Below are 26,275 nucleotides of genomic sequence, written 5' to 3' on the forward strand. Positions count from 1 at the left end.
AGTTACATTGTGGGATCGCCAAAACCGCTCCTCGCGTGATGAAAAGCGTCACATCCCTCCGCCTGCGTTTCCTGATTGCCAGCTGTGTCGTCTCCCTGATCGGCACGGTTTGTGGGATCAGCCCGAAAATGGCCCTGACTCCTCCGGTCACCGGGCAGGAGGTGATGGATGAGGGGCCGGTGGCGGTCGATGGAAACCTTACCGTGGTGGGTTGCAGATCCGCTTCCCTCAAGGGGCGGAATTCCGGTGTCGTGAAGATCTACGATACGGCCAGTGGAAATCTCCTCCGGATGCTGACCAACCCGAAGCCGGGAAGTAACAACTTCGGAGCCAGCGTGGCTGTTTCCGGCGGGAAGATCGCGGTGAGCAATGGAGCTGATCTGGTCTATATCTTCGATCTTTCCTCGGCCGATCCGCAGGTGCCGCTTCATCTCATCCGGAGGCCATCCGACAGACATTACCTGGCGTTTGGCTCACCCATCGCGCTCTCAGGGAAGCATCTGGCAGTTGGCTCGGTCTTTCCCTATTTGGGCACTGACGAAAAAAGTTCGGTCTCCGTCTACGATCTGGAAGGCCCCGCTCCGGCGGTGCCGGTGATGACCATCTACGGCCCGCCTCCGCAGCACCCTAGCACTCCCGAATACTTCGGTTATTCCATCGCGATCTCGGGGGACCGGCTGGCTCTGGGCGCGCCCCGCCACAACAACAACAAGGGAGCAGCCTTCGTCTATAACCTTGCTCCGCCTTCGCCTGTGCCCGTGGCGGAGCTGTATCCGCCTGCGGGTAGTCCAGCCACGGCACTCTTTGGATGGGCGGTGGATATCGATGGCGGGACGGTGGCAGTAGGCCAGCCTGCCGATGCTGGCGGTCCCCTGGGAAAGGTTTTCCTTCATGATCTCGAGGCGGCGGATCCAAGCGTTGCCACAAGGGTCATCACCGATCCCTTGAGTTTCGCGAATGCCAAGTTCGGGCGCATGCTCGCGCTTTCAGGAGACTTGCTCGCAGTGACCGCGGATCATACCGTCGTGGATCCTTCCTACAGCGGGCGGGTGGAGGTCTATGATCTCTCCGTGTCCGATGGCGGGCCGCTTACCCTCAAGCCGGCGGTGCCGCATTCCCGTAGCTTTTATGGAGAGTCGCTTGATCTCTCGGGCTCGCGGCTGGTGCTGTCGGGCTATGGTAGGATCGAAGGTTATGATCTGGCGTCTAACAATCCCGGAGATCTTGCGCAGGTCTATCGCCATGCCTTGCCCGGCACGAGGGATCGCGCCGGGCAAGTGGTGGCGGTATCAGGATCGCGAGTCGCGGTAGCTGGCCGAAATGAAAGCTATCCCAGTGAGTCCCAACTCACGGTCTATGATCTCGCGAGTGAAACGCCGCAGGTTCCGTTGTTCAGCTTGTTAGAGTCCGGAGGAACCAGTTCCGTGCATTGGGGAATCGCCATGGAAGACAACCGGATGGCGGTGAGCATTTCGGGGAGAAAAGTCGCCAGGATCTATGATCTCGCTTCCTCGACTCCTTCCGTGCCTGTCCTCGAACTCACCGAGCCGACGGACTTCGTGTTTGGAGATACCTTGTCGCTTTCTGGCGGGAAGCTGGCAGTCGGTGCTCCCTCGTGGAACGGCCCGGAATTGAACTACTGCGGACGCGTTTATCTTTATGATCTGGAGGGATCTGAGCCGACCACACCGATCAGGGTTCTGGAAAATCCCGAGCCTTCCAGCAATGGATCTTTCGGTCTGCGGGTCGCGCTTTCCGGATCGAAATTGCTGGTGGGCGCTTCCAAGGATTCCACAGGTCTTTTTAGCCAAGGTCTGGCCTACCTGTTCGATCTTTCCAACGGGACACCGTTGGCGCCGGTGCATGTCTTCCGCCCGGAAACCCCGGTGAAATTCGGTTACTTCGCAGCCAGTCTCGCGCTTGAGGGAGACACGGTAGCCTTGAGCGACGAGAAGCATGGCCACGTCCTTGTTTACGATGTGTCCGGTCCCGGAGTCGTGGCGCTTCATACCTTCTCGCCATTTGCTCCGGACGATTCTTTCAGCAAACTCGGCGGCAGCACCCTGGCCTTGTCCGGGGGACGGCTCGCCGTCTCCGATCGGGAACCGGACTATTCCAGCGCCGGGACGGCCCGGGTGTATGACTTGAGCGAAGCAGATCCCGAAGCTGCGGTGAAGCAGTTGGATTCGGCGACTCCGGGTGCCATGCGAGAGTTCGGCTTCTCGATCGCAATCGATGGCGATCTCGTCGTGGTGGGCGCACCGGGTGACGACGGTATCACTTATGACAATGGTGCGGCGGATGTCTTTGATCTCTCCGCGGGGCCGAATCCTCCTTTTTCATTGTGGGCGGCGCAGGCTTCCCTCATCGGGGAAGATGCGGAGGAAGGCGCTGCACCGGATGGGGACGGCATCGTGAATCTTTTGAAGTATGCCTTCAATCTTCCCGCGGATGGCGGTCACCGCTTTCTCACGCCGGGCAGCGGCACTTCCGGACTACCAGCTTCGGGCCTGATGACGAAAGATGGCTGCAGGATTTTCCGCATGGAGTATTTGCGGCGCAAGAATAGCAATCTTACCTATACCCCGGTGATTTCCTCTTCTCCGGGCGATGCCGGCGCCTCTTCTCCCGTGGAACCGGCACTCTTTTTCGATATCGACGCCCAGTGGGAGCGGGTGATCGTGGAACATCCGGTGGACCCTTCATTGCAACCCTCGCTCTTCGGATGGGTGGAAGTCCATTCGCCCTGAACAATCTCCTCGTCGCGTGCCCGTTGCCGGACGATGTGTCGAAACCCCCTCCTGATTTTGATGGCTGGCAAGATGTGATCCCTTATCTTGATCCGCCGCTTCTCACCTCACTCAAGATGACCATCCAAGCTCCTTTCCGAAGACATCCTGTGCTGCGCCCGGGCGCCTTAGCTCCCCTCGCCGGCGCCCTGCTGTTTGGCGGATTCGTTCCGGGGATTTGCTTGGCAGATTCCGCGGCGGTCTTGGTGAAGGACATCAGGCAGGCCGCTCCTTTCGCCCGGGAAACCGAATCGCTCTACCGCGTCGGGGATAAGATCTTCTTCTTCGCCGCGGATGCCGTCCATGGCCAGGAACTCTGGGTGACCGATGGAAGTGCGGAGGGAACGCACATGGTGAAAGACCTGTCTGCCGGAAATACCGAGAGCTCGACCGGCGTGACCATGCTGGGCCAGACCAAGGGCTTGCTCATCTTCAATCTCAACGCCGGTGGAGTCTGGCGCAGTGACGGGACGGCGGAAGGCACCTTCATGATCTCGCGGGCGAAGGTGTTGCGTTCTCATCTCGCACTCGGGATTTTCTGGTTCGAGGCGGAGGCTGACCTTGTCCAGGGAATCAAGGGAGGTCTGTGGCGCAGTGACGGCACGGAGGAGGGTACGTACCCGCTGCCAGCACCCGTGCAGGCGGGGCCGGCAATCGATCCCTCCACGGTGATCATCAATCCTCCGACCGGCCCGGAGGTTCCCCAAGGGTCGCGCTTTGTCGCCATCGGGGATTCCATCTATTTCCGGACGGAAAACTACCACATTCTCGGATTCAACGAGACCACGGGAATTGCCACCGACTTCGGTATCCATCTTCCCACTTGGGATCTGCGGGCCGGAGGGAGTTGGGCCTCGGCAACCACAGGGTTCTCAACCCACCGCATGGCATGGCATGCCTTCCGGGGTGATGGCCAAGGTTTTGTCGATCTGGCACCCAGCCAGGAGTGGAGTTCAGTGCGCTGCGCCGGTGCCTTGGGAGATATCCATTTCGTAGTGGTCCGGGCGGCGTCCGACAACCGCTGGTCGCTGTGGCGCAGCGACGGGACTCCGGCCGGTACCTGGATGGTGAAGCCCTTGCCTGATTCCCAAGCTTCTCCGGTGCCCTTCGGCTTTGCTTCGGCCAACGGAAAGATTTTCTTTGTCACCGATGACGAGCGCAAGGGAAGCGAGCCTTGGGTAACCGACGGTACCGCGGAAGGCACCATGCTTTTGAAAGAAGTCCGGAAGGGAAAATTCGGATCTCAGGTGAAGGGCTTCCGCGTTTCGGGGGACAGCGTTTATTTCGGTGCGAGCGATGGTTCGAGGCTGTCCCTCTGGAAGAGCGATGGCACGCCCAAGGGAACGGTGCGCTTCCTCACATCCCCGAAGGATGTCCAGCTGAAGGGGCTGCTGGACCAAGGGGCGTTGCCCGTTGTACTGGACGATGTGCTCTATTTTTCTGCTGCCCGCCACAAGTCGGGATCGCAGCAGGGGCCCTTGGGGTTGTGGCGGAGTGATGGTACCAATGCCGGCACTTACCCGCTGACCGGAGGAGACTCGGGAAACTCCCGGCCTTACGATTCCGATATCGCCAACGGGATTCAGGCCGTCGGTGACTCCGTGATTTTCCGCGCGTGGGACAGCGAGGCCGGAGTGCTCTGGAAGAGTGATGGGACGGAAGCCGGAACTTATCCGCTCGAAGCCGATCCCAAGAAGCCCACTGCCGATTGGGGGGCGAGAAATCTCTGCAATCTGGGCGACCAGATTCTCTTCGTGAACATGGAGTCTTCCGGGAAGAAGCGGAGGACGCTCTTCACCAGCGATGGCGGCCAGCTCTCGGCAACGCTGATTCCAGGTATTCCCGCGAAGAGCTATCCGACCGGCATCACGAATATGATCCGCGCCGGTGAATGGGCCTACCTTCACACCGAGCGTCATGTGTGGGCGACGGGCGGGGACAAGCAGAGCACTTTCAAGCTCGTGGACATCGCCAAGCTCGATGGGAAGATCGAGGCAGATACCATGAGAACCCTTGGCGGGGACTTGGTGTTCTCGACCGGCTCCCTGTGGAAGGCCAGCGCGGATACGAAGACCGTGGAGATGCTCGTTGATTCGAGCGCCCTGAGCTTCATTCCCATCAATCTGACCGTGGTCGACGAGACCCTGTATTTCAGCGGTTGGAAGCAGGGTTCCTTCCAGCTTTGGAAGAGTGATAGTACTGCCCAAGGGACCGCGATGGTGACGGACCAGATCGGAATTGCCGGAGAGTTGTCGAATTTCACCGCGGCTGGGGGCTACCTGTGGTTCACTTTCAAGCCGAGCAACAGTGTTCTGCAGCTCTGGCGCAGCGACGGAACCGGCGCGGGGACCTCCATGGTGGCGACCGTCCCCGTGGAGTTCGGAATGCCAAGCGAGGGCCCCGGCGGCCGCCTTCTCTTCCGCGCATGGACTTCGCCCACCGGCGTTGAACTCTGGATAAGCGATGGCACCGCCGAGGGCACGGGATTGGTAAAGGACATCGACGAAGGAGGCGGCTCCTCGATGATTTCGAAAGCCACGCGGGTGGGGGATCACGCTTACTTCGCAGCCACGCACCCGGTCCACGGTCGCGAACTCTGGAAGACTGATGGCACGCCGGAAGGAACGGTGCTGGTATCCGATCTCACCGGTGATGCCGGCTCTTCATCGCCACATCATCTCGTGGTCGCCGGATCAAAACTGTTCTTCGACGCAACCACTGCCGAGGCAGGTCGCGAAGTTCACGTGATCGATGTCTCGGAGGATCTCGCGGAGTAGTAGTAAGTGTCTCTTCGTGAGAGAAATGGTGACCCATTAGAGGATTACTAGGCGAAATGCAATCACAATGAGATTACATTGTGATTGCATTGATGGGGGATTTTTCATCTTTCCCGGGAAATGCTCCTCCAAAATCCAGAACATGACGCCGCAACGAGGCCCGATTGGCCCTCCTCATACTCTGAGAAAAGTTATGTAAAGCGAATCTCTAGGGGCGCCCTTCCGGCTTGGTTGATCCTCGCTGGGATGATGCAAGGCCAGACACTCCCGGAGCCTGTGCAGAATGCCAAGCTGACGCCGGACCGGCTGTTCGGACGTCCGGAGCAGTTCACGGCGGCCCTAGCGAAGATCTTCTTCGTGGCCGTGAATACTAGCCAGGGGGCGGAACTCTGGTGCAGTGATGGCACTGCGAATGGAACTGGCCCGGTGAAGGACATTTATCCCGGCCGCGGCTCTTCATTACCGGAAATGTTGGTCGCGAAGGGTGCGGCGATTTTTTTCGTGGCGGACGATGGCGTCCATGGCCGCGAATGGTGGACCAGCGATGGCACGGAAGTCGGCACCCGCATCGTTGCCGATCTAACAGAAGGTGTCCGATCGTCGGATTTCTCCGCTGCGATCCTTGTAGGGACCAAGCTTTGGTTCTTCGCCGCCTCCGCAACGGTCGAAGGCGAGTTCGAACTCTGGACCAGCGATGGCACCGATGCTGGCACCCAGCCGGTGGCGGAAGGTTTCCGGTGTCCGGCCAATCTCACGCCCTATGGTGATGGGGTGGCCTTTACGCAAGACGAAGGCCTCGATAGCGCAAGGAAGCAGCTCTGGAAAAGTGATGGCACCCTGGCTGGCACCGCTTTCATCCAGTCTTTCGCGGTGGGCCAGGGAAGCGTCGATTCCCTCACGCAGGTAGGAAACGACCTGTTCTTCGCAGTCAGGGCGGGTCGGCCGACGTATGTGTCGGATACACGCCTGTGGAAGACCGATGGGACCACGGCCGGCACCGTCGACCTTCACCAGTTCAGCGCCTCAAATAGCTATGACGGCTTCCTGAGATCCCTGACGGCATTTGGAGACAAGCTGCTATTTGCGGGCAGTGACAGCGCTACCGGCACCGAACTCTGGATCAGTGACGGGACCGTCGCCGGTACCGCGCTCCTGAAGGACATGACACCTGGCGAGGATAACTCAGAGCCCCAGCTCATCGGTCAGATGGGAGGTAAGTTCTACCTGAAAGCAGACGGCCTGCCTTGGGTTAGCGATGGCACTGCCGAGGGAACCGTCCGGATGGGGGAGTTCGTCCCGCAGAACGGTTCTCCCCGGATCTCCTTGGGTTCTACGATCGCCTACTTCGACTATGCGGACCCGTCTTTGGGCCTCTGGAAGACCGATGGCACCTTGACGGGCAGTGGCCGCTTGCCTTCGGCAAAGGCAACCGTGACCGGTGGCTTCTGGCGGGGCGAACGTGTCGTCGTCGGTGACGATCTCTATCTTGGTGGCTATGAAGACGACAAGGGCACGAAGCTCTGGCGTCTTCCTGCTGCCACCGGGGTTCCTGTGCTTTTGGAAGCCTTCAAGCCGGGAACATGGGAGATTGATCGAGATCTTTTGATTTCGAATCCGGAAACGGCGGTGATCGGAAACAAGGTACTGTTCGCCTCCGAGGACAAACGCTTCCTCTGGTCCAGTGATGGCAGACGCAAGGGGACCAAGCGCATCATGCGGATCCCGGGTTACCTGCATGAGGGCACCCCCACGGAAGCCAATTTCATGGTTCACAATGAGACGCTTTATTTCGTCACGGCCACCGGCAGCAGCAAGCATCAGCTGGCATGGACGGACGGCAGTTCCCGCGGATCCGGGGCGACAGGACTCATGAATTTCCAAGCGCGGGAGACTCCCGCATTCCTGCGCGCGGGGCTCGGCGAACATTTGTATTTCTCTCCACTTGCCGGGGACCTTGCGGACTCCTTGCGAGTCGCGGGAGGAGGGATCAAGGCTCCTCGTGCGGTGAAGCCGGATCAGGAAGCTGCTGTGCCCGCCAGCGAGGCCTACGTGTTCAGCTACTCGCCGGATTCTGAAATTCCGGAGCAACTCTGGGTCTGCGATGGCTCGCGGGAGGGAACCAAGCCGCTTGTGCTGGATCCGCCTGTCTATTATCCGGTGGTGCGTGGGAAGGTAGAAGGCCTGACCTACTTCACCGCCAGCACGGATGCGGACGGCTACGGACTCTGGGTGACCGGTGGAACCGTCGAAAGCACACGGCTGGTGAAGGATCTCTCCCCGGGAGTTCTCGGCGAAATGCTGTATTTCGGCGCATTCGTCGAATTCAAGGGTGAGGCTTACTACCTGATGCAGGTGGATGATGTGCTTGGCTTCTGGCGAAGCAATGGCACCACGGCGCGTACGAGCTTGGTCAAGGAGTTGCCTTTCCGGGCGGGTGATCTGACACGCCACGCACCCTCCTTCGCGGTGTTGAACGACGTGCTTTATCTCAATGGCCGGGTCGACGGAGGCGGGTATGAATTGTGGAAGAGCGATGGAACCGCGGTGGGCACGGTGCCGGTAGCGGATGTCCATCCGGGCTACAATGGCTCGGATCCCAGGGATCTCACCGCAGGGATCAATGTGCTCTACTTCACTGCTGATGACGGGCTGCATGGACGGGAGTTGTGGCAGAGCGATGGCACGGCGGAAGGCACCCGCATGGTTGCGGACCTGACAGATGGAGACGGTCTATCCGCTGATCCGGTGGGTCTGTCCCGCAGCTCGGAAAAGCTCTTCTTCCTTTCCAGGCTGCCGGGGATCGGCAGGCGCATGCATGTTATGAATCTGGAGTGATCCGTAGATGAGGAAAGGCGAACTCCCCTGCGGGTTCGCCTTTCGTCTGCCCATCCATGCAGGCTTGGCGAGATGACTCTTGCCTGACCATGATCGCCGTGCTGCCGGTCAGTGACGTGTCGCCACTCCGCCCGGCATTTGAATTTGGTTTTCGTTCTCTTCCACTATGCATTTTCGTGCCCTGCTGCTGGCGGCGCTTTCCGGCCTTTCTTCCCTATCCTTCGGGGAGAACACCCCGCGATTGGTCCGCGATGTCAATCTCATGCCCATGAAGGGCGGAGACATCTGGAACCCCTTTTCCCATTCTCCCCAGAAGATGGTGCGGGTGGGCGATGTGATTTACTTCGCGGCATCTGACATCGTGCATGGCAGGGAGTTGTGGAAGACCGACGGGACGGAGGCTGGCACCGTGGTGGTGACTGATCTTCGCCCGGGGTACTGGAGCAGTTCACCGGGGAATCTCACGGCTTTCGGAGATCGCTTGTTCTTCTCCGCCGATCACGACGGGCTCAACGGGGATTCCTTTTGGACAAGCGATGGCACGCCAGAGGGAACGGTAATCTTGGAAGGATTCGCAGGCGGAGCAGCGGCGGGTGATCTTTCCCTGTTTGAGGGAAGCGGGGGAAAGCTGTTCTTCAGAAAGCTTGCGGTCGGCTCTGGCGGGAGTGCCGGATTCTTCGCGTGGGACGGCACGGCAGCCGGGCCGGTTGAATTGAATGGGCCTCCTTCGGCCCGCCCCTTCCAGTCCTATGATGGGAAAAAGCTCTCCTTCGTCCCGGGAACCCTGATGTTTGCCAGCGGGCCGGATCTCTGGCAGAGCGACGGCACAGTGGCCGGGACGGTGAAGGTGGCGAGCCTTCCCGGCGGCCAAGGATCTTTGGAGCTGCTGGAAATCGCGGGGGACACCCTGTTTCTTTCCCGTCTCCCGACCGGCGGCGTAGTAAGGGAATTCTGGAAGCATGTGAGAGGTAGCAACCAGCTTGAAAACGTACAAGCGGGTGGGGCAGGCGGGCTGACTTTTGATAGATCGGTATCGCCCGTGACTTGCGTCGCGGACGGCAAGCTCTTCGTCGTGGCCCGGCAAGGCACTTCCCCTCGGAAATTGTGGGTGAGCGATGGCGCGGCGGGCGGTATGCGGCCTGTCGAGGATGTCCGTGGCATGGGCTATGGAAATCCGGAGCAACTCACCGCCGTAGGATCGCAGGTCTATTTCGTCGGAGCTGACGGGACCGGTGGGCGGGAGGTCTGGAAAGCGGATGGCACGACTGCCAGCGCTTCGCAGGTAACGGATCTGTGGACCGCCGAAGCGGGCGAACCCACGGAATTGGTGGCCTTGGACGGCCTGCTCTGCTTTGGCATGAGGGAGGCGGAAAACCTTGTCTCTCTTTGGAAGACCGATGGCACGACAGGTGGAACCACACGCTTGAAGCTCACTTGGTCTGACGGCCCGGTTCCTCCCCGGAGCTTCATGCACTTGAACTCGCAGTTGATCTTTGTCGGTAGCGCGGAGGAGGGATCCCAAGAACTGTGGACGACGGATGGCAGCGTGGAAGGTACGGGGATCATAAAAGATGTGACGCCCGGCAATTTGTCCGGGCTGCCATCGCTAGGATCCGGCTCCTTTCTGGCAATCGGGACGACGCTCTACTTCGGCGCAAGCGATGGTCTACATGTGCCGGACTTATGGAAGTCCACGGGCACCCAGGCCGGGACGCGCTTGGCCAGCCCGACCTCCGGCCGCGGGGCTTACTCTCCTCCCGACGCACTGACCCAAGTCGGCAAGACGATCTATTTCACGACTTCTTCCGTCTCCTCATCCGGATGGGGACAGATGTTGTGGAAAGCAAACCAGCGGAGCGGCCGTGCGACCAAGGTGCGGGAGCAGTTCATCAAGGGCGATATCACCAGCGGTGTGCGCTCAATGCTGCCGCTGAAAAAGAAGCTTCTCATGGTCGTCTCGGGATTCGACGGCGAGGCCAAGTTGTGGACGACGAATGGGATGCCCGGGGGTACAAGGCAGATGAAGAAGCCGGACCTCGAGTTGGCGTGGCCATACTCGTTGGTGCCGATGGGAGATCGTGCCTATTTCGCCGCCGCCTCGGCCGAGTCGGGATACGGCTTGTGGCAGATGAACCGCACTGGCGGGAAGCCGTCTCTGTTGAAAGAGATGCCCGGCTTCAGCTTGGAGGCTCTCACGGCCATGGGGAATACCTTGTTCTTCATCGCGAAGGATCCGTCGTCCGGTGATGCCAGGCTTTGGAAGAGCGATGGCTCGGCGGGAGGCACCGTTCCCGTGACGCCAGCCGGGTTTTGGCTGCATGGAGGATACACGCTCGATCTCCTCATCCCTTGCGGCGACAAGCTATACTTCATGGCGGATGATGGCGCCCATGGCAGCGAGCTGTGGGTATCGGATGGATCTGCGGAAGCTACCAGGATGGTGAAAGACATTCACCCGGCCGATGGTCCGGCCCCTCGGAAGATGGCGGAGGATTTCTTCGCTGCGGGAAACATTCTCTATTTCACCGCGGACGATGGCGTTCATGGAGAAGAGGTCTGGCGGACCGACGGCACGGAAGCCGGAACCTCGATGCTTGCCGATATTCAGCCAGGCGAGGCCGGATCGGAGGCATGGGGATTCACGACGGTGGGTTCACGCCTCTATTTCTCGGCGTACAACAACCAGTACGGGCACGAGCTTTGGAGCAGCGACGGAAGCCAGGCAGGCACGGTCCTCGTCTCGGATCTTGTTCCGGGCAGCGGCAGTTCCAATCCCGTCTGGCCGATCGCGGTGGGGGATAGGCTCTACTTCGGTGCGACGACTCTGGAGCACGGCCAGGAATTGTGGGTTATCGATGGGGCGGACCAGCAGTGATCGTGAGCTTGCGATGAAGTGCCGCGACAGGAATTCTCCGCTGCGTGGAGGAGAATCCCTACGAAGCACCGGCAATTGTCGATGTCGAGGCGCCTGCGGCGACAGATGCGGAGGCCATCCGGCTGAAGCACCTTGCTCATGAGGCCTCGCTGAAGACCCTCGGGCTCATTTGCTATCTCATCGGATTCCTTGGCTGCTACAATCTCGCGGTGACGTATTACGTCGTCTGGTATAGTGGCTCCGATCTTCCGGAGATGAGCTACAGCGTGGCCCAGATCGTGGTGTGGATCCTTCCGATCCCGTTTCAGTTTCTGGTGGGTTACGGGTTGCGCCGCTTGCTTCCCTGGGTGCGGATCCCGGCAGGGATTCTTTTTGCCGTAAGCCTCCTTCGTGTGCCTATAGGGACCGTGGTCGGGATTTGGGGACTCTATCTTGTCTTGAGCACGAAGGGACGTACGGTGCTTTCGCCCGCTTATCGCGAGATCATCAGTCAGACACCGGATCTTCGTTACCGGCGCGGCCCCGCGGTGAGGTTGCTTTTCTGGATTCTCGTCGTCGCCCTGCTCACGTTGATTTTCTTCGCCTTTTTCGGGTGAGCCGGTGAAGCCGTTAGAGGGAAATGTCTGGTGCAGGAGAGGCCAGGACTGCTTGGTTCTTCCTACATGATTTCTTCCGGCCAGTCGCTCCGCAAAAGCCCGCATCTGGCCTTCGCATGGATGCTTACCCTTGCTTGCGGGCCGCTTTGTCCCGGCCAGGACGCTCCGCGTCTCCTGAAGAGTTCCGGTATCCCGATGCCGCGCAATTTGCCGGCAGTCGAGCAATTGGCTGCGCTAGATGGGGTGGTCTATTTTGCGGGCCTCGATGAGGGGCACGGGCAGGAGCTGTGGCAAAGCGACGGTCCCTTTGGCGGATTCCTCGGAATACCTCCGGCTGTGGTCCAGCGATGGTAGCAGCACAGGCACCAGATCCTTGGCTGCGGGTTTGACGGGGCGAAAGGGAAGCAACCCTGATGAATTGATGACAGCGGGAGACCGCGTCTACTATCAGACTTTCGACGACAACGAGCACGGTCGCCTGCTTTGGGCCACCGGCGGCGATAGTGCCAATACATCGGTGGTGCTGGACCTCGATGAAGAGGATGACGCGAACTACCGGGATCCCGGATTGCTTGGGGTCTCTGGTCAGACGGCCTTGCTTGCGAAGTGGGGGGATGGTGTCGCCGAAGGATTGTGGCGTCATAGGCAGACCGAATCCCAAGCTGTGCCCTTGGCTCCTGGCGACGCACCGGTTTTCCCGCAGGGGGAACTCGCGTTCTTCACGAGCTACGATCCGGCCACGGGTCGTGAGCCCTATGTCACGGATGGCACGATCGAGGGAACTCGGCTCTTGAGGGACCTGCGTCCGAAGACTGCCTATGATCCTGTATCCAGTCCTCCGGCGGAATTTTCATCATCGCCCCAATGGGTCGCGAGGGTAGGGAGCAAGACCTACTTCACTGCGGAGTCGCTTTTTTATGGTCGCGAGTTGTGGGTCACCGATGGCACTCCCCTGGGTACGGTCTTGGTGAAGGACATCAGTGGTAACAGCACGTCTTCCATCTTCGGCAAAGTCCACGTCTGGGGCGACAAGCTCCTCTTCTTCGCAGGCGCCAGGACATCCTACTATGAGGAAGCGGGACTCTGGATCAGTGATGGCACGTCACAAGGGACGAGGCGTCTGATGATCGCCGCGCCGGATCCATGGTATGACGCTGAAAGTAACGACGGCCCGATGTTCGCGGAGCTTGATGGCAGGATCTACTTCACCGCGAAAACGGAAGAGGATGGCCAAGAACTTTGGAGCACCGATGGCACGGTGGATGGCACTCAGCGGGTAAAGGACATTTTTCCCGGCTCCGCAGGATCGGAGCCGGAATGGCTCACCAGCACAGGCAGCGCGATCTACTTCACGGGGAATGATGGCCGTCATGGTCGCGAGTTGTGGCGCACGGACGGGACAGCGGACGGCACCGTGCTTGTGAAGGACTTTACCATGGATGCCGCGAGCAGCCTTCCCCAGGGCCTCGCCTACACCGGAGGAAGGTTGTTCTTCATGGCGACCACGCCGGATGCAGGTGCTGCGGCTTGGGTGATCGATCAGCCCTGAGCAAGATAGGGCCACAAAAAAGCCGGACCCCATGAGGAGATCCGGCTTTTCGAAATCGCTTGGATCCGATCAGGCGCGGCTGATGTAGCTGCCGTCTTCGGTCTTGATGATGAGCTTTTCGCCCGGGTTGATGAAGAGCGGCACTTGGACGACCAGGCCGGTTTCCATCGTGGCGGACTTGTAAGCGTTGTTCGCGGAGTCGCCCTTCACGCCTTCCGGGGATTCGGCCACGATCATTTCCATCGACGGCGGGAGCTCGATGTCGGCGACGAGGCCGTCGGCGAAGAGCAGGGTGTAGGTGTTGCTCTCGATGAGGTAGTCGCGGACGGTGTCGATGATGTCATCGTGCACTGCCACGTCATCGTAAGTCTCGTTGTGAAGGAAGTGGTAGCCGCTGGAATCCTTGTAGGAGTATTCGTGCGGGATGCGCTCGAGGAGAACGGACTCCATGGAGTCGTTCGAGGTGAGGCGCAGGTTGGCGACCTTTTTGGTGGCAACGCTGCGGATCGACATCACCACGTAGGACGCCATGCGCGGCGGCGTCTTGAGCTCGTGGGAAATCACGACGCAGACGTCGTTGTTGTGACGGACGGCGTGTCCCCTGCGGAGGTTGATGACGGGCGTGCTGGCCATGATTGTGGACGGGCGAAATAGGCGGTCGGCGGGCCCCGTGCAAGCCCGGAGTGCGAGGGGAAGGGGACCGCCGCGCGAAAATCCGTCAAATCGCCTGGCGGCAGAATTGTCACTCAGGCTAAGGAGTTTCCGCCGAAAAGTTGCATTTTGCGGGGAGGAAAGGATTTGCCAGGTGAATAGATCGGGCGATTGCTACGTCACTCTTTCACGATGAGCTCCTCGACCCAACTCCGTCTGCCAGTCCTTTCCGCTCTTTTAGCTGCCTCCGGAACCGCCTTGGCCTCACCCGGCGCGGAGGCTCCGGTCACCCTGATGATGACCGAGCAATATACCGTGCCGGGAACGATCCTTAAGGACGAGTTCGGGGTGCCGGTGCGGCCAACGACCCCGGCCTACGAAAACGAGTGGGCACGCTACGACTACCAAGGGCGCCTGATCCAGGAGAACTACGAGTACCGCTCCAATGTGGCTGCATGGCGGCTCTCGAATCGCGAATTCCTCGGCTTCCTCGTGAGCGAGGGCGTGATCTCGAACATCACCGGCTGGTCTTTGCGCGTGGTTTACAACGAGGAGTCGGAACTCCCGTTCTTTTACATCACCCGGCCCGGCGTGGCCCCGATCTACGTGGGCGATTACTTCCAACTGAGCCCCTATGCTCAGGCGAGCGCGGTGAATGCCCGCAGCCAGACCCGCTACAATACCGCGGGAAGCATCATCTCTTCCACGGGCTCCGATACTTCCACGACCAAGACGGAGCTCTTCGTGACTTTCTCCACCCAGGAAACCGAGGAAGGGGAAGGCTCGACGATGAACGTGCAGGGAATGTGGCGTCATACGCTCGCGTTGCGCCCGGTGGGCGGAGTCTACCGCTACATCAACGGACCCGGCGCGATCACCGGCATCTCCGGATCGATCAATGACTACATCTCCGATGGGCAAGGTGGTCTGGATTACTACGAGTCGATCCTCGAGGGCTCATGGAGTTTCCTCTCGGCTAGCCCGGTGAATAATCTCGCGGTGTCCTTTCCGGAAGCTGAGCCGCCGGCTGCGGCAGCCACCAGCGCGGTCTCGCCCGCCAAGCCGGCTCCCGCTCCCGTGACCGAGTAACGACGGGAGGCCGGGCCTTCTTGTTCCTCTTTTCATGAAATCACGAAGCCTTTTGCTTGGTTTCGCAGCGTGTCTTGCGATTGCGGCGGCAGCTCTATTGATCATGCGCCGGACAGATCCGGCGCATGAGAGTGCAGCGCCTTCCCTAGCAATGAAGGGTCCTGCCGTGAAGGGGGATCCCGTAAGCTCTCCGGCATCTCCACGGCGGGAGGAACAAGCAGCGGCAAAAGATGCGCCTGCTCCTTTGGATGATGCCCGGCGCGCCGCACTTCTTGCAGAGATCGAGCAATTCTCCGTCAGCTATGATGCGAAAGAGCTCCCCAAGATCGAACCTTATCTCCTGCATCCCGATGCCGAAGTGCGGAAGGCTGCGATGAATGGGATGATCGTCCTGGGGGATTCTGCTGCAGCACCCCTTTTGCGCAAAGCTGCGGAGAAAGCGCCGACGCCCCAGGAAGCCGTCGCGCTGACTGAAGCCGCCGACTATATGGAATTGCCGGCAGGAAGTTTCATCCCGAAGGACCGCACCAAGGAAGGCACCCGCGTCCCCATGGAGGGAAAGCCGGAGCGAAGAATGGAAAGGCCGGCTCGCTAGGGGTCGAGAACAGCAGGCAGCGTCCTTGCGGATTCCATCGGAGGTATCCAATTTGTATCTTTTCGCCATTTTGCTGTCCCAATCTTCCACCGGATACTGTTTCTTCGGCCCAAGGCGCGGGTAGGGATGGACAAGCTATCATTCAGGGCGTTGAAAGGGATTCATGGATACGAAGCCCTTGGCCCCCATCCTCCGGAACGCGGCGAGTTGCTCGCTCGCGCTTCTGATGGCCCTCGCGAATAGCAGCGTTGCCCTGGCCCAAGCCGAGGGACAGTCGAAGCATAGCTTCTCCATCGGCGAAAAGGAGCTCTTGCTCGATGGTAAGACCTTCCAGATCCGCTGCGGTGAACTTCATTTCGCCCGCGTGCCCAAAGAGTATTGGCGGCATCGCCTCCAGCTCTGCAAGGCGATGGGCCTGAACGCCGTGTGCGCTTATCTTTTCTGGAACCTCCACGAGTTCGAGAAGGGTAAATATCACTGGGAAGGCCAAGCCGATGCCGCGGAGTTCTGCAAGCTGGCACAGGAGGAAGGACTCTGGGTGATCCTGCGCCCGGGACCTTACGCTTGCGCGGAGTGGGACGGTGGCGGCTTGCCGTGGTGGCTACTGAAAAAGCCTGACATGGCTTTGCGTTCCCGTGATCCCGATTTCATGACGGCCAGCCGTGCATGGCTCGCCGAAGTCGGTCGTGTCCTGGGGCCGATGCAGGTGAGCAAGGGAGGCCCCATCCTGATGGCTCAGGTCGAGAATGAGTATGGTTTTTACGGCAAGGACGCCGAATACATGGGCATGATGCGGCAATCGATGATCGATGCCGGATTCGATATCCCGCTCTTCGCCTGCAACCCGACGGGCAATCTCCACAACGGCAAGCGCGACGACCTTTTCAATGTGGTCAACTTCGGTAGTGATCCGCAGACGGGCTTCAAGAAGCTGCGCGAGGTGCAGCCGACCGGTCCGCTGATGTGCGGGGAATTTTATCCGGGCTGGTTCGACACGTGGGGCGCTCCGCATCATCTCGGCAACACCGACCGCTATCTGGCGGATCTTGAATACATGCTTAAGGAAGGCGCGTCCTTCAGCATCTACATGGCACACGGAGGTACATCCTTCGGGATGTGGGCGGGGGCGGATCGTCCCTTCAAGCCGGACACCAGCAGCTACGATTATGATGCTCCCGTCAGCGAAGCAGGGTGGATCGGGGAGAAATTCGATCGCACCCGCAACCTCATGTCGCGCTACCTCCTGCCGGGCGAAACGATCCCGGACCCACCGGCTCCGATTCCAGCCCAGGAGATCGCGGGCTTCGCGCTCACGGAGACAGCTGCGGTTTTTCAAAATCTTCCTCAGCCGGTGAAGGACAGCGCCCCGCGCCACATGGAGGCTTATGATCAGGGGCACGGTTGCGCGGTGTATCGAGTGACGCTCCCGGCGGGCCCCGCGGCGACGTTGCACATCGAGCAGCTCCATGATTTCGGCTGGGTCTACCTCGACGGCAAGGAAGTCGGTATAATGGACCGTCGCTCTCGCCGCTTCCAAGTCCGCCTGCCCGAACGCAAGGCTCCGGCTCAGCTCGATATCCTCGTGGAGACGATGGGCCACGTGAATTTCGGTACCGAGATCCATGATCGCAAGGGTATCCACGGCAAGGTCACGCTACAGGAAGGCAGCAAGCAGACGGATATCACCGGTGAGTGGTCGGTGTATCCGCTGAAGCTGGATGAGGCCTTGTTAGCCTCGCTGAAGTGGAAGTCCGATGCAGCCGGAAGTCCGGGCCCGAAATTCTGGCGCGGAAGCTTCAACGCGGGCAAGAAGGCCGACACTTTCCTGGATCTCCGCAATTGGGGCAAAGGGGTGGTCTGGGTGAATGGCCACTGCCTTGCACGCTATTGGAATATCGGCCCCACACAAACGGCCTACTTGCCCGGAGCATGGCTGAAGGAAGGTGCGAACGAGGTGGTGATCCTCGATTTGTTAGGACCTGCCAAGCCCGTTCTCGCGGGGCTCGCCAAGCCTATTCTCGATGAACTTCATCCGGATCTTGATTTCGCCCGCAAGGGTACGAAGAAAGGCGAACTAGTGCTTAAGGGCCGCGATCCGGATCTCAGCGCCTCCTTCGCCGCAGGCGCAGAGGTGCAGGAGGTGAAATTCAAGAAGCCGCTCACGGGCTCGCAATTCGTCCTTGAGACCTTGAATGCCCACGACGGCAAGCCCTATGCCGCTATCGCCGAATTGGACCTGCTCGATCCCGCAGGTAACTCGATCTCCCATGCAAGCTGGACGATTGCCTATGTCGATAGTGAGGAGATGGTGGGCGAAGACGGTTCCGCTTCGAATGCGATCAACGGACAGACGGCGGATTTTTGGCATAGCGAGTGGAAATCCGCGCAGCCGAATTTCCCGCATACGCTCGTCATCGACCTCGGGAAGACGACGGAGATCGCCGGCATGCGCTACACGCCCCGCAGCGGGAACAATCCAGGACGCATCAAGGACTACCGGGTCTACGTCGGAGACAAGCTGGTGACGGAGACGAAGTAGGTCTCCAATTCGTCTTGTTTTCGGGATCGCGCGGCCTCTGATGTTCCATCATGAAATGGAGCTTTGGTGCCGCGGTGCTCATGCTTTCCTGCAGTTCCTGCATCACCCAGCGCGCGGCAGATCTGCTGACCGTGCCGCGCCGTGCGGCGGATGGAGAGCATTGGGAAAGGGAGACCAAGCTGAAGCCGCAGCGTTTCGAGGTGGTGGCTTCCGATGGCATCAAGCTCACCGGTTACCAGCTCGATCCTGCGCCGGGTACGAAGCGGCGCGGGACGGCGTATCTGCTGCATGGATTCGGGAATTCGAAGGAGCAGATGCTGCCGGTGGCGAAAGAGCTTTCCACTGCCGGGTTCCGTTGCGTCGCGTGGGATAGCCGCGGGCATGGCAAGAGCGAGGGGCGGCGCGCGACTTATGGCACCCGTGAAGTGGATGATGCCCTGCGGGTGATTCGCAGCAGCCGCGCGTTGAGCCATGGAAAACGCGAGCCGGAGGTGATCTGGGCTTACTCGATGGGCTCGGCGGTTGCCTTGCAAACGATGCCGCAGTTGCCGGAGGTCAAGGCGGCGGTGCTGCTTGCGCCGATGTCGGATCTTGGTGGCGTGCTCTACCATCAGGCACGACGCCACTACCGTGGTGCGCTTACCCCGCTGGTGCCGGTCGTGCGGGCCAGCGTGCGGAGTGATGCGGGGTTCGATCCGAAATCGATCCGGCCGATCGATTCAGTGAAGAAGACCCGCGCGAAGCTGCTGATGATCCATGGCGAGCGGGATGGCACGATTCCCTTGGAGCACTCGACGCGTCTGCTGGAAGCGTGCGCGCCAGGGCAGGGGAAGAGGATCGTGGTGAGCGATGCCGGCCATGGCGATGTGATGTGGGGCTTGCCGGAGGAGACCCGTGACGAGGCGATCCGTTTTTTGGAAAAGAACGCCGCCCGGTAAAAGAGGAAGGGGCGCATTTCGCGCCCCTTCTAATGATTGATGATCCGGCGAGGATGCTCAGGGCATGCCTTCGAGGGCCTTCACGATCTGGCGGCGGAGTTCCACCGGATCGAGTTGGGCGCTGTGGCGCCAGAGGATTTCTCCCTTGGGCGAGATAAGGACGGTGTGCGGCTGGGCGCCGGTCCACTCCTTGTCGATCGCCTCGGCGAGCTTGTCGGCGTTGTCGCCGGAGAAGATGTAGTTGTTCGACTTGCGGCCTTCCTTCTCCATGGAGGGCTTGGTCTTGTCGGAGAGGGCGGCGTGTTGCTTGGCCAGGAACTTCTGGGCCTTGGCCTGGTCTTCGACGGGATCGAGGCTGATGCTGATGAAGTCGAAGGAGCGGTTCTGGAAGCGGCGGTAGGCATCGACCAGATCCGGGAACTCGGCGATGCACGGACCGCAGGTGGTGGACCAGAAATTGATCAGACGCACGTTGCCGGAAGCATTCTCGCGCAGCTTCTTCGCGAGGTCGGCGTCGAGCTTCTCGAGGGTGACTTCCTTGGCTTCCCAGTTCTCCTGGTCCTTCTTCCGCCAGGATTCCTTCCACTTCCATTTGGTGGAGCAGCCGAAGGAACGGGTGACGGGCTCCTTCACCGGCTCACCGGCGAGGATCGAGTCGAGCGCGTTCTTGATGTAGCTCTTCTCGACCGGGCCGGACTTGCGGCCGGCATCGTCGAGGCGGCCGGTATAGGCCAGTTTGCGGTCTTGGCCGAAGATGAAGACGTGCGGGGTCGATTGCGCACCGCAGGCCGCGCTGAGGGTCTGGGTTTCGCCGTCGTAGAGGTAGGGCATCGTCCAGTTGTTGTCCTTGGCGAAGAGGGGCATCTCCTCGAAGGTGTCGCCATGGGCGCCGTAGCCCAGTTCGTCCGGGGTTAGGCCGAGGGGGCTGCTGCTATTGATCGAGACCACGGCCACGCCCTTGTCTTTGTAGGCCTGGTGGATCTCTTCCATGCGGCCGGCGGCAGCGATCGCGTCCGGACAGTGATTGCAGGTGAAAATCAGGCAGAGAACCTTCGCGTCCTTGAAAGAGGAGAGCGTGTAGGTCTTCCCATCGATCGCCGGCAGCGAGAAATCAGGGACTTGCGAGCCGATGGCCATCACGGGCGGGGTCGGAGGATCGGCGGCGAGGGCGGTTCCTGCCGTGGCGGCAAAGGCGAAGGTCAGAAGGAGGCTTTTCATGGATTTGGCGGACGGAAGTGGAATCCCAATACCGTGGATCGGAGCGGGATTTTGCTGTGAGGGCAAGGAAGGAGGGAAATTCCTTGGGTGACACGGTTTCGGGGACAGGAAATGGGAGATAAGAGCGGCGAGATAAGAAATAAGAGAGAAGAAGGGCTGTGATCGCGCTTGCCTCATCGGGGCTGGATGATCGGTTGGTGGAATGGCGCAGTTCATTCATTTGGCCGATGACAAGGATCTAGCGATGATCCGGAAGAACGGGATCATTGCGTCGAAGCTCCGTGATGAGGGGAAAAAGGCAGTCTTTGCGACGCCGGTGCTGCAGGATTTCTATCGCTCCCACCAGTGGCTGCGGGAACTGAAGCGGCGCGGGGTGCGAACCTTCTCGGCAGTGCAGTTCCGCGTGGGGGATGACACTCCGGTCTCGGTGGGGCGCTACAATGAGGAGCATCTGGAGACGACGGCCGCCGAGGCGGTGCGCATTTTTATGGATCATCAGACGGGGGCCGGACTGGAGGTGATCTTTTCCACCAGCATTCCGGCGAGCGCCATCATGCGGACCTACACGCCCGACCAGGTGACGGGCTGGCGCTATTTCCCGGAAGCTCACGGGAAAGAGCCATGCGGCTGCTCCTATTGCCAGCGGGGGGAGATCCGCAGCCAGCGCTTGCGGAGCGATTGAGGAGTTGGAGATCGCTCGTCTTCCGTTTGTAAGTGTGTCAGCGATGCTGGCGTATGGTCCGTTTCGATGTCTGACCTCGAGCCCATTCTGAATTTCCTGAAGTCGGTGGGGAACACGGCGTTTTTCCTGGCGACCCGCTACGGCCTGTTTGCGGGGATCGCCTGGTTGCTGGCTTACGTGCTTTTCTACCGGCGCTGGAAGCACCGGAAGGTGGTGCAGAAGTTGCCTCCGGGTTCGGAGATCCGGCGGGAGATGTTTTTCTCGGGGATCTCGGTGCTGATCTTCGCGGTGGTGGGCGTGGTCACGGTGATCGCGGCGAAGCAGGGGTGGACGCAGATGTACACGCGGATGGGGAAGTATCCGATGTGGTGGTTCTGGCTGAGCATCCTGTGCGCGATCGTGATCCACGATACCTGGTTCTATTGGACGCACCGGCTGATGCATCACAAGAAGCTGTTCCGCTTCTTCCATCGCACGCATCACCTGTCGCACAATCCAAGTCCATGGGCGGCTTACTCGTTTGATCCCGCGGAGGCGGTGATCCAGGCGGCGATCTTCCCGCTGGTGTTGTTCATCATGCCAATGCATCCGGGAGCCTTCGCGATCTTCATGGTGTGGCAGATCACCTTCAACGTGATCGGGCATACCGGATTCGAGATTTATCCGAAGTGGATGATGGATTCGTGGCTGGGAAAGATCCTGAACACGCCGACCAACCATGCGATGCACCACGAGAAGCTGCGCGGCAACTACGGGCTCTACTTCAACGTCTGGGACCGGGTGATGAAGACGAACCATGCGGATTACGAGAAGCGGTTCCGGGAGGTGACGACGCGGGGGAGGGACGCGGGAGAACATCGGACCTCGAAGGTCCAACATTGAGCGTCGAAGCGGGCAGTTTTTTGGGGTGGTGACGGGTGCCTGTTATGCCTGTTTGAAAGAGGAAAATTAACAGGCGGAGAGGTGGGTTCGGGAAGCGATGGATGGGGTGAAGAAGTTTTTGATCTCATCGGGTGGCCTTGGGTGCTTGAGGGCTTTTCCAAGGAGGAAGGGATAGGCGAATTCCGAAGGTGTTTCTACTGTCAGCGGAGGTCTTCCTTAGGTGTTGGGGGGAGAGATCGAACCGCGGAGGCGGAGAGGTCGCGGAGGGAGATGCGGAGATGAGGTGGGGTTTTTGTTCTACCGCAAAAGGGCGCGAAAGGGACGCGAAATTTGAAAGACAGGAAAGGAACCACGGAATACGCGGAATACACGGAGGTGATTGAGGTTTGTTTCTGTGGGCGCAGGTGTGTGGCTTTGGAGGTAATGTCGGTCTGTGGCGGGTGGGGCGTTTTCGTAGCGGATCGGTTGAACGGACGGTGGAGGTGATTTTTTGGTGTGGTTTTTGGGGATGATTCTTGCGGGGCTTCTGAAAGAAGCCCGTCCGCGTTATAGCGCTTGCTGCTGGAGATGATGCAAAGGAGAGCACCGCGGAGGGCGCAGTCTTGATTCGCCCTTGCAATGGCAGGGCGCGGTCTTAGTACCCTTGGGTGAACGATGCCGCACGAGCTCCGATGCGCGGCAGGTCGTTCGATCTAACAGAATTTTTCCCCATGCTGAACGAACCTCTGGATCCTTCTTGTGCTGAAGCTGAATTGCTTCGTGCTGCTTATGCGGCGTTCAATGCGCGGGACATTGAAGCGGCGCTGTTGCTAATGACGCCGGATGTGACCTGGCCGCGGGCGTTCAAAGGAGGCTTTGTCCATGGACCCGCTGAGGTCGGTGCGTATTGGACGGAGCAGTGGCGCGAGATCGATCCGACGGTGCAGCCGCTGGCGTTCTATCCGGAGAAGGATGGGACAATCCTGGTGGAGGTGCATCAGGTGGTCCGGGATCTGGCTGGAGCGGTGATTGCCGATGAACGGGTGGGGCACCGGTTTGTCATCGAGCACGGATTGATCCGCGGGATGGAAGTGGGGGAGTTGGCTCCGAAAGGTTGATGGCGTGCAGGTAGTCGACCTTTGCTTCAGCGAGTCGGGTTTCGGCTCGCGGAACATGGTGAGCTCGATGTGCGAGGTCAGGGGCAACTTGTGCTCGGACAAGGGGGATGGCACTGGCTCCAGGATCTTCAGCTCCGGCTTCAATAACCGCATCGACGGAAATACCCTTCAGTTCAACGATTTCGGCGTGCGCCTCACCAGCTCGCCAAATGTGGTGATCCGGAATGTCTCGCGCTTCAATGGCTAGTCCATCGTCGCGGGCAATCACGTCGCCCCGATGGTGACCATGGCAACGACCGGCGCGGCGATCACGGGGACCACGGGAGGGACGGCGCTGGGGACGACGGATCCTTATGCGAATTTGATGTATTGAGGGGGGATGGCTAGATTTAAGCTGGCAATCCCCATTTAGATATACGAGTGATTTACATGAATTGCGGACAATGAAGTCTTCCAAGTGTTAATGAAATATGGCTTGATTTGCGATGGTTTCGATGTGCCTCTGCTTCGCGTGAGCTTTCATCCTTTGAAGTTTTCCGACTGGGAGAAACTCGGGAAGTATCTTTCGCCTTTTGCTGATCTGTTATCCCTTCTCGGGTTTTTCGTTACTCTGTATGCCGCTTGGACAATTCGCAGGCTGTCGGCGCGATTTGTTTTCTGGGGGCGAGTTGACGACTATAAAACTGGATTGGATGAGGTTTGTACTCAGCTCAATGATGCCTTGGCTGCAAAGAGCTTTTCATCGGGATTGGTAGCTGAGATTCTCGAGCCATGCAGGGTTACTCTGAAGAAGCTCAAGAATGGTCCCGATGAAGTTGCTAAGATGGCTAAAGACGTAGATGGAGAGGTAAAATGGGGTTTGGAGGATGCCGCTGGTAGGCTTTCTTTGGATTACACGAGCAAATTGTTACGTCATTTGCGAGCATTGGGAGAGGAAATATCGCATCATTTGAAGGAACGGAGAATCACACCAATCTAATGAGTCTAAACGACAAGGCATCAAAGGCGATCGACAAGCTCCTCAGATTGACTAGAGAGGGGAAGTTGACCTGGTCTCGTGAAAAGGACGTTTCTCGGATCATAGATGCGAGCGATGATCAGGTAAGCGTTGTATATACGGCGCGAAAGGGAGATATGAGGTTTAGGGCTTACGAGGCAAATTATCAAGTTTGTCCGGATGGTGATGCGGTGTATTGGCATTCAGAGCCACGGATAGAAATCGTCGATCGTGATGGAGATCTAATTTGGCGACTGCCGCGGCATCCCGAAACATTGGATCTCCTACGAACCATCCAACTGAAATCGGGGAATGTTGAGGATGAGCTTGATCGATTTTTGAATGATGATTGGTGATGCTCAGGCTCTCGCTAACCTGAGAATACTCTTTGAAATTAGAGACCGTGCTACCGTCGGTTAGATCTGAAGATCGTTCGGCCTTATGCCTCATCTTGAGCGAGTTCAATCGATAGCAGATGCATCTCACCTCCGGAACGTCTCACCAGTGCGATGACTCGTTCTTCAAACATGGGTTTGACTATGTCGCTCATCATTCCGCGAGGTACTTGGATTCTGCATCGATCCTCGTTGTCATCTACAATTTCTATCAGGCCGGCATCAGGTCTGGTAGCGTCTGCTTCCAAAAGTGATCCTACTACTGTGAGTTCGATAGGGTCTTGAGAGGTATGTTCAGAAATTGCGATTGCCTCGTTAACGGCCCGCTGTCGTATTCGACGTTCTGGTCGCGTTAGGGCCACCCGGCGTTCGGTTTTCTCTCGTACTGCTGTAAATCCCACTGTTTTGACCTGATCCCCATCTGGGGAAAGTCGTTGTGCGAGAGCAATGAAATTGGTTCTGTAAGCCTCATCTGGAATTGCTGATTCCAATGAATCCATATCGCCAACAGAGAAGGCTTCGAGAGAATCTAAAACTTCATGTACGACGTCGGCTGTGAAATCGAGGCCTGGCAGTTCTAATTGATCAGATTGACCGACTCTCAATGTGACGGCGAAGCTAGCAGCCCGTGGCGTTGATAAATATATCTCAAAATTGTTGGTGTAGCTTTTTGATGGGCGGCCTCGCTCCCGGAATTCCCTCCCTAATCGACGCTCAGCCGTCCTAATGATCAATTTCTCGAAATCTTTCAGCCTCTGGATGAAGGTGTCGCTTCGGGCCATTCCGAACCCAACGGCGTCGCCATCAATAACCATCTGGAGCTCTCCAGGAGCCAGCACAATTCCTCTGAGGTCGAGATGCCGATTGAAGTAAACGTCCTCCAATAAATCTCGGAGTTCGTTAGCGATTTCATCTGGCGGATCTCCAGATAAAGCGGCTGAAATCAATCGTTCGGCCTCTCTTGGGAGCTTGATTTCCAAAGCGATGGATGCAGCACTTCTAAAGAGCACTGATCTGGTAGGTTCAAGATCACGACTATCAAGCAAAAGCCATGCTGCCTGTGATTCGAGCTTGAATGCCTTGACTGTAAGCTCGTGGCTCTGGTCTTTGTCACCCGCTAGGCGAAAAATCGAAGCTTCATCTAGCAGGTCCATTGCCTGCAAGTGGAGATCATTCACAGCTTGCATCGTTCAATGATTCTAGCTGCTGGATTGCTAAACTCGATTACGGCAATGACGGCAGGGATCTTGGTGTCGTCAGATCGCTTGGTCTGCTCTACCTTGATTCGAGACCGCTGGGCAATACTCGAATCGTCTCCGCAAAGTATCCCAGAAACTTCGAGTCTTACAAGATTCTGGAAGAGCAACAGTTCCTGATCGGGCGGGCCAAGCCAAAAGTCGAAGCCTGTCCCTTTTCGGGACCTTTGCATTACTTCAAGCCCGTATTTCTCCACCAGTAAGGCGGCCAGACAATAGGCCCCCTGCTCGGTTGCAACTTCTAGGTCAGCCCATGTTCGAACTATTTGCTCCGATGGTTCCTCCCAAATGATGTCGGCAAGAATAATATTTGCGTTATCCTGTACGTGCATCGACGCGGGATTTGAGTGGTTGAAGTTCGCGATGCACACCGACGCTGCCTCTGAAAGGGCTGCTCCATATGCCGGGGATATTCCTTTTCTCCCGGACTTAAGTGATGATAGTGCAAGGCCGACTGAATCCGAGGAGGGGGAAATGAGAGTCATTTAGGAGGATGGGGGCCTGTGGGGTTTTCT

19 protein-coding genes are annotated in these 26,275 nt (G+C 58.8%); 15 read left to right on the forward strand and 4 right to left on the reverse strand.

From position 1 onward, the window contains the following. The first annotated feature begins 38 nt into the window (after nt 1-38). From HHL09_RS24320 to HHL09_RS24345, 6 genes are all read left to right on the forward strand, one after another. Nucleotides 39-2,750, forward strand: coding sequence for an FG-GAP repeat protein (locus HHL09_RS24320; RefSeq protein WP_169457258.1), 2,712 nt, complete (start codon nt 39-41; stop codon nt 2,748-2,750). A gap of 221 nt (nt 2,751-2,971) precedes the next feature. Further along, the gene (locus HHL09_RS24325) at nt 2,972-5,566 is read left to right on the forward strand and encodes an ELWxxDGT repeat protein (RefSeq protein ID WP_169457259.1); all 2,595 of its coding nucleotides are present in this window, start codon (nt 2,972-2,974) and stop codon (nt 5,564-5,566) included. 246 nt (nt 5,567-5,812) lie between these two features. Further along, complete coding sequence (locus HHL09_RS24330) at nt 5,813-8,401, forward strand: ELWxxDGT repeat protein (RefSeq protein ID WP_169457260.1); 2,589 nt, start codon at nt 5,813-5,815, stop codon at nt 8,399-8,401. A gap of 166 nt (nt 8,402-8,567) precedes the next feature. Next, nucleotides 8,568-11,276, forward strand: coding sequence for an ELWxxDGT repeat protein (locus tag HHL09_RS24335; protein WP_169457261.1), 2,709 nt, complete (start codon nt 8,568-8,570; stop codon nt 11,274-11,276). Nucleotides 11,277-11,320: 44 nt separating this feature from the next. Then, nucleotides 11,321-11,872, forward strand: coding sequence for a hypothetical protein (locus HHL09_RS24340; protein ID WP_169457262.1), 552 nt, complete (start codon nt 11,321-11,323; stop codon nt 11,870-11,872). Between the two features lie 421 nt (nt 11,873-12,293). Further along, nucleotides 12,294-13,421 carry an ELWxxDGT repeat protein gene (locus tag HHL09_RS24345; protein WP_169457263.1) on the forward strand — a complete coding sequence of 376 codons (1,128 nt, stop codon included), beginning with the start codon at nt 12,294-12,296 and terminating at the stop codon, nt 13,419-13,421. Between the two features lie 69 nt (nt 13,422-13,490). On the opposite strand, the gene HHL09_RS24350 is transcribed toward HHL09_RS24345, so the two are convergent. Next, nucleotides 13,491-14,054 carry an elongation factor P gene (locus HHL09_RS24350; protein WP_169457264.1) on the reverse strand — a complete coding sequence of 188 codons (564 nt, stop codon included), beginning with the start codon at nt 14,052-14,054 and terminating at the stop codon, nt 13,491-13,493. A gap of 210 nt (nt 14,055-14,264) precedes the next feature. Here HHL09_RS24350 and HHL09_RS24355 point away from each other — a divergent pair, with 210 nt between their 5' ends. The 4 genes from HHL09_RS24355 to HHL09_RS24370 all read left to right on the forward strand — a co-directional run bounded on the left by HHL09_RS24355 (nt 14,265) and on the right by HHL09_RS24370 (nt 19,233). Further along, complete coding sequence (locus HHL09_RS24355; RefSeq protein ID WP_169457265.1) at nt 14,265-15,161, forward strand: hypothetical protein; 897 nt, start codon at nt 14,265-14,267, stop codon at nt 15,159-15,161. A gap of 151 nt (nt 15,162-15,312) precedes the next feature. Continuing rightward, entirely contained in the window at nt 15,313-15,756 is a 444-nt protein-coding gene (locus HHL09_RS24360; protein ID WP_169457266.1) for a hypothetical protein, read from the forward strand. A gap of 163 nt (nt 15,757-15,919) precedes the next feature. Then, a complete protein-coding gene (locus tag HHL09_RS24365; RefSeq protein ID WP_169457267.1) occupies nt 15,920-18,295 on the forward strand; it encodes a beta-galactosidase in 2,376 nt (791 codons plus the stop codon). A gap of 50 nt (nt 18,296-18,345) precedes the next feature. Continuing rightward, a complete protein-coding gene (locus HHL09_RS24370; protein ID WP_169457268.1) occupies nt 18,346-19,233 on the forward strand; it encodes an alpha/beta hydrolase in 888 nt (295 codons plus the stop codon). A 57-nt stretch (nt 19,234-19,290) separates the two neighbouring features. Here HHL09_RS24370 and HHL09_RS24375 read toward each other — a convergent pair whose 3' ends face one another. Beyond that, a complete protein-coding gene (locus tag HHL09_RS24375; protein ID WP_169457269.1) occupies nt 19,291-20,451 on the reverse strand; it encodes a redoxin domain-containing protein in 1,161 nt (386 codons plus the stop codon). Between the two features lie 202 nt (nt 20,452-20,653). Between HHL09_RS24375 and HHL09_RS24380 the strand changes: the two genes are divergently transcribed. The 5 genes from HHL09_RS24380 to HHL09_RS24400 all read left to right on the forward strand — a co-directional run bounded on the left by HHL09_RS24380 (nt 20,654) and on the right by HHL09_RS24400 (nt 24,091). Further along, the gene (locus HHL09_RS24380; RefSeq protein WP_169457270.1) at nt 20,654-21,133 is read left to right on the forward strand and encodes a hypothetical protein; all 480 of its coding nucleotides are present in this window, start codon (nt 20,654-20,656) and stop codon (nt 21,131-21,133) included. 66 nt (nt 21,134-21,199) lie between these two features. Further along, nucleotides 21,200-22,015: a sterol desaturase family protein gene (locus HHL09_RS24385; protein ID WP_169457271.1), complete on the forward strand. Its 816-nt coding sequence runs from the start codon at nt 21,200-21,202 to the stop codon at nt 22,013-22,015. Nucleotides 22,016-22,725: 710 nt separating this feature from the next. Beyond that, a complete protein-coding gene (locus HHL09_RS24390) occupies nt 22,726-23,112 on the forward strand; it encodes a nuclear transport factor 2 family protein (protein WP_169457272.1) in 387 nt (128 codons plus the stop codon). A 4-nt stretch (nt 23,113-23,116) separates the two neighbouring features. Next, nucleotides 23,117-23,359 (forward strand): hypothetical protein, encoded by a 243-nt coding sequence (locus HHL09_RS24395; protein WP_169457273.1) that lies wholly within the window; start codon nt 23,117-23,119, stop codon nt 23,357-23,359. Between the two features lie 216 nt (nt 23,360-23,575). Continuing rightward, nucleotides 23,576-24,091: a hypothetical protein gene (locus tag HHL09_RS24400; protein WP_169457274.1), complete on the forward strand. Its 516-nt coding sequence runs from the start codon at nt 23,576-23,578 to the stop codon at nt 24,089-24,091. A gap of 457 nt (nt 24,092-24,548) precedes the next feature. Here the strand turns inward: HHL09_RS24400 and HHL09_RS26450 are convergent, their stop codons facing one another. Both HHL09_RS26450 and HHL09_RS24410 read right to left on the reverse strand, forming a co-directional pair. Next, nucleotides 24,549-25,691 (reverse strand): hypothetical protein, encoded by a 1,143-nt coding sequence (locus tag HHL09_RS26450; RefSeq protein ID WP_205760931.1) that lies wholly within the window; start codon nt 25,689-25,691, stop codon nt 24,549-24,551. Then, the gene (locus tag HHL09_RS24410; protein ID WP_169457275.1) at nt 25,679-26,245 is read right to left on the reverse strand and encodes a hypothetical protein; all 567 of its coding nucleotides are present in this window, start codon (nt 26,243-26,245) and stop codon (nt 25,679-25,681) included. Before HHL09_RS24410 ends, HHL09_RS26450 begins: the two co-directional genes overlap by 13 nt. Between the last annotated feature and the right edge of the window lie 30 nt (nt 26,246-26,275).

Source organism: Luteolibacter luteus, assembly GCF_012913485.1.
Lineage (GTDB): Bacteria > Verrucomicrobiota > Verrucomicrobiia > Verrucomicrobiales > Akkermansiaceae > Haloferula > Haloferula lutea.